At 59.4% G+C, this 6,941-nt stretch carries 11 protein-coding genes; 5 read left to right on the top strand and 6 right to left on the bottom strand.

Annotation, left to right across the window (positions count from 1 at the left end; all coding sequences use genetic code 11):
• Positions 1-48: 48 nt before the first annotated feature.
• The 4 genes from E4L98_RS05920 to E4L98_RS05905 all read right to left on the bottom strand — a co-directional run bounded on the left by E4L98_RS05920 (position 49) and on the right by E4L98_RS05905 (position 2,959).
• On the bottom strand, positions 49-1,116 hold the full coding sequence (locus tag E4L98_RS05920; protein ID WP_205746668.1) for a replication initiator protein A: 1,068 nt from the start codon (positions 1,114-1,116) through the stop codon (positions 49-51).
• Entirely contained in the window at positions 1,113-1,427 is a 315-nt protein-coding gene (locus tag E4L98_RS05915) for a hypothetical protein (protein ID WP_135200643.1), read from the bottom strand. Before E4L98_RS05915 ends, E4L98_RS05920 begins: the two co-directional genes overlap by 4 nt.
• On the bottom strand, positions 1,424-1,678 hold the full coding sequence (locus tag E4L98_RS05910) for a hypothetical protein (RefSeq protein ID WP_135200642.1): 255 nt from the start codon (positions 1,676-1,678) through the stop codon (positions 1,424-1,426). Before E4L98_RS05910 ends, E4L98_RS05915 begins: the two co-directional genes overlap by 4 nt.
• 687 nt (positions 1,679-2,365) lie before the next feature.
• The gene (locus tag E4L98_RS05905; protein WP_135200641.1) at positions 2,366-2,959 is read right to left on the bottom strand and encodes a hypothetical protein; all 594 of its coding nucleotides are present in this window, start codon (positions 2,957-2,959) and stop codon (positions 2,366-2,368) included.
• 183 nt (positions 2,960-3,142) lie between these two features.
• On the opposite strand from E4L98_RS05905, the gene E4L98_RS29940 reads away from it, so the two are divergent.
• Positions 3,143-3,289 (top strand): hypothetical protein, encoded by a 147-nt coding sequence (locus E4L98_RS29940; RefSeq protein ID WP_167761284.1) that lies wholly within the window; start codon positions 3,143-3,145, stop codon positions 3,287-3,289.
• A gap of 85 nt (positions 3,290-3,374) precedes the next feature.
• Positions 3,375-3,620: a hypothetical protein gene (locus E4L98_RS05900; RefSeq protein ID WP_135200640.1), complete on the top strand. Its 246-nt coding sequence runs from the start codon at positions 3,375-3,377 to the stop codon at positions 3,618-3,620.
• Positions 3,621-3,754: 134 nt separating this feature from the next.
• On the opposite strand, the gene E4L98_RS05895 is transcribed toward E4L98_RS05900, so the two are convergent.
• Together E4L98_RS05895 and E4L98_RS05890 are read right to left on the bottom strand one after the other, a co-directional pair.
• Entirely contained in the window at positions 3,755-4,135 is a 381-nt protein-coding gene (locus E4L98_RS05895; protein WP_135200639.1) for a hypothetical protein, read from the bottom strand.
• A 3-nt stretch (positions 4,136-4,138) separates the two neighbouring features.
• The gene (locus tag E4L98_RS05890; RefSeq protein ID WP_135200638.1) at positions 4,139-4,537 is read right to left on the bottom strand and encodes a hypothetical protein; all 399 of its coding nucleotides are present in this window, start codon (positions 4,535-4,537) and stop codon (positions 4,139-4,141) included.
• Positions 4,538-4,854: 317 nt separating this feature from the next.
• Here E4L98_RS05890 and trbJ point away from each other — a divergent pair, with 317 nt between their 5' ends.
• The 3 genes from trbJ to E4L98_RS31035 form a co-directional block, all read left to right on the top strand.
• Positions 4,855-5,619 (top strand): P-type conjugative transfer protein TrbJ, encoded by a 765-nt coding sequence (gene trbJ, locus E4L98_RS05885; RefSeq protein ID WP_135200637.1) that lies wholly within the window; start codon positions 4,855-4,857, stop codon positions 5,617-5,619.
• Positions 5,620-5,642: 23 nt separating this feature from the next.
• Positions 5,643-5,855 (top strand): hypothetical protein, encoded by a 213-nt coding sequence (locus E4L98_RS05880; RefSeq protein ID WP_135200636.1) that lies wholly within the window; start codon positions 5,643-5,645, stop codon positions 5,853-5,855.
• 10 nt (positions 5,856-5,865) lie between these two features.
• The coding region (locus E4L98_RS31035) for a type IV secretion system protein (protein ID WP_135200635.1) at positions 5,866-6,941 on the top strand (1,076 nt) is incomplete at its 3' end.

Below are 6,941 nucleotides of genomic sequence, written 5' to 3'. Positions count from 1 at the left end.
GTCACCAATGTAACGACGCCCCTGCGTCATTGATATAACGATGACCGGTCATCGTAATTGCGGCGGGAGATTGCTTTTTCCTGATGCTATGGCGGCAACTAATTTCTTGGCGTCCCTGATGTAGAACGTCACCTGGTCTTTCTCGCGGGAGTAGATCAGGCGATATTCCGGCAGGGTGTCGGCGTTCTGGATTTCTTGCACCTGGCTACGGAAGGCCCGGACGTGACTGTGTGCGCTGCACTTCTCGCGCAACAGCTCTAGTCCGATGGTCCATGCAGCTTGATTGCCGCAGTGCTTGCGGGCCAGCTCGTACAGGCGGCGTTCAAGCGGCTTGCGCAGGCGGAAGTAGTTACGGTGAATCGTCAGCACTTCGTGGGCCTGAACAGCGTTAAACAGCCATTTCGACAGCGTGACCTCGATAGCGATCATGCGTTCGTTGTCCGGCGATTTCTCCACAATGGTCCAGCTGTCAATCAGGCCAAAACCTTCCTTTACCCGCGTGCCGCCAGTCTTGATGTCCGTCTTGATCGACGTGCCGCGTAAGCGCTCTAGCGTGGCCTCTAGGCGCTGGTACTCCTTGCCGCCGGTCGGCTTGTTGGTCGTCACCAGGTAGTCATAGACGACGAAACGGACGGTCCTGTTTTTGGCGTCCTGGCGGTCGCAGTTGAGCGCTTCTGTCATCTGAGAAATGACGTAGATAAGCACGTCCTTATCGAACATCGTTGCACGCCCCATTACGCTAGGGGTGACGGTCAAGGCTCGATTGCCGTCCTGGCTCTCCCAACGCCAAACCGTCAGGTCCGGCCTGGTGGACAGCGTGAAAATCGGCGCTTCCATGCTCGCGCCGTCATCCTTCATTGCGTAGTCGAACATATCGCACAGGAAGAAATCGCGCTCCACATGCCGGACCGGCAAGAGCTTGTCACGCTTGCCGGCGGCCTTGGCCAAGCCCTTCGCCGGCGCTGCCGGCGGCTGCTCCTCGATGGCCGGGGGCTGGGGCTGGGACTGCGCCACATCATCAAACAGATCCGTCTGGCCGCGTGCTGCCTTCGCCGCCAGGGCGGCATCGGCGCGTGCCTGGATATTGGCCATTGCCTGAGACTTGTTAACGGTCATGCGCTCTCCCTGGAATCAAGCCATTCATAGGCCGTGTTCTCGGCGTCGTCGTGTGCCTCGGTCAGCAGATACGCCATGTAGGCTTCGGCTGCGGTCCCCAGCGTGCCGCGTTCCACGGCGCGCTCAAGCCACCAGGCGCGCTCCTTCTCCTGCAGCTCATTCCACCATGCGATGCCCTTTGCCGGTTCGGCCTTCTCCTGCTCGATGGGAAACACGCCGCCGCCGACCTCCTGGCCGTCCTCGATCAGCCGCAGCCGCCAGCCGCCGCCAAGCTCCACCGGGCGCGGGGTGATTTCGTAGCTGTACTTCATGCGGCCGCCGGCAATGTGGCCTGGTCGCGGTGCCACTTCACGAAATCAACCTCGGCATGGCGTAGGCCCAGCTCCTGGATTTCGGACAGCGCGGTTTCGATTTTGGCGAAGGCGCGGGGGTTCTGCCTGGCCGACTTCAGCACGTACTCATCCCGGCCGCGTAGCACGATGGCCCAGCGCCGGCCGTCGAAGCACTGGACGATGGCCTTGGTCACGGTGTTGCTGCTGACCAGTGCCTTTGCCGTCTCCATACTGACACTTTGCATCATTAGATAGCCTCACATTGAAAACAACTGAACTACAGTATTGCATAAAGTGTAGGCCACATACAAGCAAAATGAGGGGGTCGATTAGACATAAAGCCCGTTCCACGTCATGCCGTGAGAGTTCTTCATCACGCCGGCCGCCGGCGAATCCTAACGTTAGGATTCGCCAACATGGCCGGGAGTACGATTTCTTACTTCCGGCGCTGTGAGAGTTCTTCATCACTCGCATGGCAGCGGCCGGGTTAGTCAAATTGAGTAACCTGGGACGGGACGAAAATTAGTCATTTTGAGTAACCTTCCCAAGGGCGACATTGCCTTGCCGCCAGGCTGGCCAGCTGCATGTGTGTGTGAAAACACGAGGATCGGGCTTCCCTGGTAAGTTTTCCGCCCGCCGCAGGCCCGCTTCCCCCTGCAGGCCCACGCCTTGCCCGCCCTCCCTGGGGCTAAGCTCGTGTTTTCACACACGCAGCTGGTCGGCCGTATTAGTCAATTTGAGTAACCGCGCCGGGCAAGGCTTGGCTTCACGCAACATCACGCCAGGTCACGATTGATCATTTCCGATCATTCTGTGCTATCATGGATTCTGAAGTGTTGGTGCGCCGGACCAGATTTAAGTTATCCGGGCGAATGCTTCAAAGTTTTATAAGGCCGCTCTCTGAGCGGCTTTTTCTTTTACTGCTGCGGTTTCGGCGGCTTGATCCGGTCCCCTTTGGGCATCACGGAATACAGCTCTGCCCTGGGCTTGCGCTGCGTACACTCAAACACCGCCTCATCCAGCACTTCATTGCCGTAGCCGTCCTGGCGCGGTACGGTGCTGCGGATCGCCGTCATCCTGGGCGAAGTCAGCACAATGGCCGTCGCCACCAGAACACTCTCGATCTGCAGCATGACATCATCCAGGCTGTAGCCGTCGCGGATCACGCGGCTGTTGTAGACGTGGGAACCGATAAACACTATCTCCGGGCTTTCCAGCAGGGGCAGCCCTACCGATGCCTTGATCTGGTTGATAGTCTCAAACTGTGCCGGCGTGAAGTCTCCGATGACCACGGCCCGCGCTCTCCCTCCCCGCTGGACTTCCTCCAGGTTGGCACGGATCAGATATTTGGCATTGTCAAAGAGTGGCATTGTGGCAAGTTCAAGAGGGCAGGGCGCTATCTTAACGGCTAACCTTGCATAGCAGAAAACCAAAACAGTTCTGCCGCTACGGTCCTCGATGCCGGCCAGGCTGGCCAGCTCCTGCAGCGCGATAAAGCAGAGCGTGTACACGCTACGATTTCCAACGTTGGAAACGGAAATCCCACCACAAGACGCCGGCGGCCGGCGGCGCGATCCTGACGCCTGGTATTGGAAAACCCACCAGAGGAACCGGCCGCGAGGCTGATTTAATCTCCCCTGGTCGTTCGTCGTGACAGCACAGTTGCTATACGAATTTTCATTCTTGGAGTCGATATGCAAAACCCGTTTTCCCCCGAAGTCCTGCGCGCTGCCGCCGAGTTCGTCATCGTCCTGGACCAGCATCGTTTCGGTGCCGGCGCGTTCCTGGTCATCGTCGTGGCGGCCGCCCTGGTGCTGTCGCGGGCGAAGCGCCGTAGTTGAGCCGCTTCAAGATGCCGGCCGGCCACTATGCGACGATGGCAAGGCACAGCCTGGTTGCGAGGCTGGCCAACTCGGTCGATAGCCCATGTTCGCCGTCTACTTCATTGATGTGTCATGCCACGCCAGCGAATGCCCCAGCTCCGCATACCCCTACGGGATGAGCAAACGGCGCTCGGTGCTGTTCTTCGGCGAGAGCTGGCCAGCTTGTTACGCTGCAGCGCGGGCCGAAGGCTGGCTGCTGCAGGAGTGCGACCAGGACAAAGTGAAGTGCCTTTGCCCTGCCTGCGTGGCCAGCCTGATCGCCGGCGCTGGCGGCCGGACGGTCCACTAGCTGCGGAATCTAAGCGATTGCACGTTGACCTGGTGGGCGTGAAAAAGGCCGGACAGCGCCGGCCTGGTGGTCGATGCGCGGGCTAACGCCGGCGCGGTGGGTCGTGGTATCGTGTGGGCGTCATGGCTGCTCTCTCAATGGGTCGTCCTGGCAGGAGGGGCAGACGCCGCAATCGTCTGTCCCTCCATCCTGTGATACGCCTCGATCACATCGGCGTTACCAAGCTCCCTAAACGCTACCCGCTCGCTCAAGGCGTCGGGCAGCGACAACACTGGCCAGGGAGCGCCCAGCGCTTCCAGCATGTTGTCCAGCTCCCAGCACACAATCGGGGAAACGATCATGGTCCCGGTGTCCTCATTCTCCCAAGCCAGGCAAAGCTGGTCGCCCAGCTCCACCATGTAGTGAATCCGCCCTGCCCCTCGCGTTTCGGCGTCCTGGTCGAACTGGTGAGGCGTGGCGACGATGTGGGACAGCCTGTACATGGCTGAACGAATGGCCCTTGCTGGTTCTTTCATTGGTCAATCCTCCGGTGATGGTGGGTCTTGCAGATTGGGCTTGGTGTAGCCCGCTTTCGTGAGTTGCCGGCGCAGCTGCGCCGTGCCGTCCCACATTCCTTTTGCCTGCGCCGCCGTGAGCGGCGCACCGCGCATCAAGTGGCCGGCTACGTTCTGTAGCACCTGGGGCAGCGTTTCGATTTCCCGCATTGCCTGCGCGGCCCGGTCGGCCGCCGCCTGCTTTTCAAGCCAGGCCGCGAACTCGGCCCGCTCGTCTTCCGTCATGGCGTCGGCCAGATCGGGCGGTAACTCCGTTGCGCCGGCCGGCATCGAGCCGATGAGCTTGGCCTGGGTGCGCTTCTTTTCCTTCACGTAGTACGACCGCAAGAACTGAACACGGCCGCCGTTTTCCCTGATTTGCATTGCTAACTCTCTCTCTCCGATAAACGCCGACAGACAAACAGATTGTATGCCCATCGACAAATAAAAAACAAGTGTGGCGACACATTAAATATTTGTGTGTCTATCTATTGACTTGGCCAACCAACAGGCATACCATATCTCTTGCAGTAAGGCAATTTACTGATGGCACACAGAATTATTGTATGTCGTTGAAAATCTGCCAAATATAGCACGAATTATACCCATGAAATAAGGGATTCTCCGGGCTAAGAGGGCTGCATTAACCCCCGGAAATCAGCATGTTTTAACCCGCGATTTTCAACTTTTCAGGCGCAAATATGACGATCAAACAAAGCAACTTTGGCACGATAGGCAGGCTTAGTATCGCTGTGTCTATCGCCTTGTCCTGCGTATCCGCGAATGCCGGCAGCGTGGCGGGATTCGGTGGGTCCACCGAAATAACGCAGATTCTGAACAACATCGAGCTTATCCAGCAATCGGCCCAAATGTACCAACAGGTGCAGAACACGATCACGCAAATTCAGCATTCCCAGCAGCAGCTGAAAAACCTGATCGCCGCTCCGCAAATGGTATGGGGCCAGGCTCAGGCCGAGCTGCAGCAGGTAGCGCAGCTGGTCGCCCAAGGCCAGGCTCTGGGTTACGCCCTGGGCAATGTGGACCAGCAATTCGCCACCAAGTACCCAGGCTACAGCGCCACGGCACCAGGCCGAAACTTACAGCAGGCATCGCGCACATGGGTGCAGACCAGCCTGGATAGCCTGCGGGCGTCCCTGAACGCGGCCGGCCTGCAGTCCAACCAGTTCGCCAACGAGCAAGCGGCGATGGACAGCATTCAGGGGATCGCCGCCGGCTCTCCTGGTTCGCTCCAAGTGGCACAGGCCGGCGTGATGGTGGCCGGCCAGCAGGTCCAGCAGCTGCAGAAGCTGCGCCAGCTGTTCATGACGCAGATGCAGGCGCAAAACTCGTTCCTGGCTGGCCAGGCACAGGCCCAAAGCGACAAGGCCGAAACGACCGGGCAGTTTCTCCGCCAGGGAAACGGGACTGTGCGCCAGCCTGGGCAATCCGGTTTCCAATCTTTCTAACTCCACCACTTACAGGAAAAATCATGTCCATCAACCAAATGACCCACTCGCAAAAAAAATGGTTCTCGCTCGTCGTCGCGGTCGCCCTGGTGACGCTGTTCTCGATGCTGACCGGCTGCAGCAGCAAGGCCGAAGCTGACGCCAAAAAGAAAGAGGAAGTGACGCGCCAAACGATGAAGCAGGGCGACGGCAAGGCCGTGCGCAAGCCTGGTGAATCCGGCTTCAAACAGTTCTAAGGGGTAGACCATGAAACGAGGTATGCACCTTACGGCGGCGCTGCTGCTCCTGGCGCTGGCCGTGCCAGCGTTCGCCGCCGGCCCTGAGTACGATCTTGGCGCAATCATGGGACAGTACCAGACGGCCGCGCAGGACTTCGGCACGGTCATTAAAACCGCCGCTGTGCGGTTGGCCGGCCTGCTGTTCCTGATTGACCTGGTGTGGATGGTGCTGCCGCGTCTTCTCAAAGGCCCTGACGCGCAGGAGCTGCTAACCGCCGTCATCATGCGCTTGATGTGGTACTGCCTGGTGCTGTGGATCATCAACACTCCCAGCGTGCCGCTGGCATTCGTCAACGGCTTTATCCAGCTCGGAAAAGACGGATCGCACTTGACCGCCATCAGCCCGTCCGACGTGTTTTGGCAGGGAATCGATCTGGTCAACAATATGTCCAGCGCGTTCGAGAAAACATCGTCCGCACTCGATATCTATCCGTCGATGCTGCTCCTTGGCGTCGAATTCATCGTCGTGATCGTGTTCGCTTTCATGGCTGGCCAGTACGCCGTCACCTGGATTCAGTTCTGGTTTTTCATGGCGATGTACCCGATTGTGATGGCCTTCGGCGTCACGAAATTTACGAAGGATATGGCGATGAAAATCATCACCACGCCTATCGTTTATGGGGTGCGCTTCCTCGCGCTGTACTTCGTCCTTTCCGTCGCCGTAAAAGTCGCAGGCTTTATCGGCAATGACCTGTCCACGATGACCATGACAAACCTGGCTCCACTGTGGTCTGTGGCCGGCGGGTCGATTGTGCTGCTGCTGGCTGCGATTAAAGCGCCGCAGATGGCTACGGACCTGTTGAACGGTACTTCGTCGCTGTCGGCCGCCGATGGCCTCGGCGCTGGCCTGGCGGCTGGTGGCGCAATCGGCATGGTGGCCGGCGGTGCGGTATCTGCCGCGACCTCGATGGCCGGCGGCGTGCAATCCGCCGTTGGCAAGGCCGCCGGTGCCTTTGGTGCCGCTGCAGGCGGCGCAGCTGGTGGCGGCGCACCTGGCGCCGGCGCCGGCTTGGGTGTGCCTGGCCTGAGCGGTGCCGGTGCCTC

The organism is Duganella callida, assembly GCF_004614165.1.
Lineage (GTDB): Bacteria > Pseudomonadota > Gammaproteobacteria > Burkholderiales > Burkholderiaceae_D > Rugamonas > Rugamonas callida.
This window is presented reverse-complemented; position numbering and strand designations above follow the sequence as displayed.

Coding starts and splice junctions, on each gene's coding strand:
- E4L98_RS05920 (WP_205746668.1), bottom strand. CDS start 1,116: ATGACCGTTAACAAGTCTCAGGCAATGGCCAATATCCAGGCACGCGCC.
- E4L98_RS05915 (WP_135200643.1), bottom strand. CDS start 1,427: ATGAAGTACAGCTACGAAATCACCCCGCGCCCGGTGGAGCTTGGCGGC.
- E4L98_RS05910 (WP_135200642.1), bottom strand. CDS start 1,678: ATGGAGACGGCAAAGGCACTGGTCAGCAGCAACACCGTGACCAAGGCC.
- E4L98_RS29940 (WP_167761284.1), top strand. CDS start 3,143: ATGCAAAACCCGTTTTCCCCCGAAGTCCTGCGCGCTGCCGCCGAGTTC.
- E4L98_RS05900 (WP_135200640.1), top strand. CDS start 3,375: ATGTTCGCCGTCTACTTCATTGATGTGTCATGCCACGCCAGCGAATGC.
- E4L98_RS05895 (WP_135200639.1), bottom strand. CDS start 4,135: ATGAAAGAACCAGCAAGGGCCATTCGTTCAGCCATGTACAGGCTGTCC.
- E4L98_RS05890 (WP_135200638.1), bottom strand. CDS start 4,537: ATGCAAATCAGGGAAAACGGCGGCCGTGTTCAGTTCTTGCGGTCGTAC.
- trbJ (WP_135200637.1), top strand. CDS start 4,855: ATGACGATCAAACAAAGCAACTTTGGCACGATAGGCAGGCTTAGTATC.
- E4L98_RS05880 (WP_135200636.1), top strand. CDS start 5,643: ATGTCCATCAACCAAATGACCCACTCGCAAAAAAAATGGTTCTCGCTC.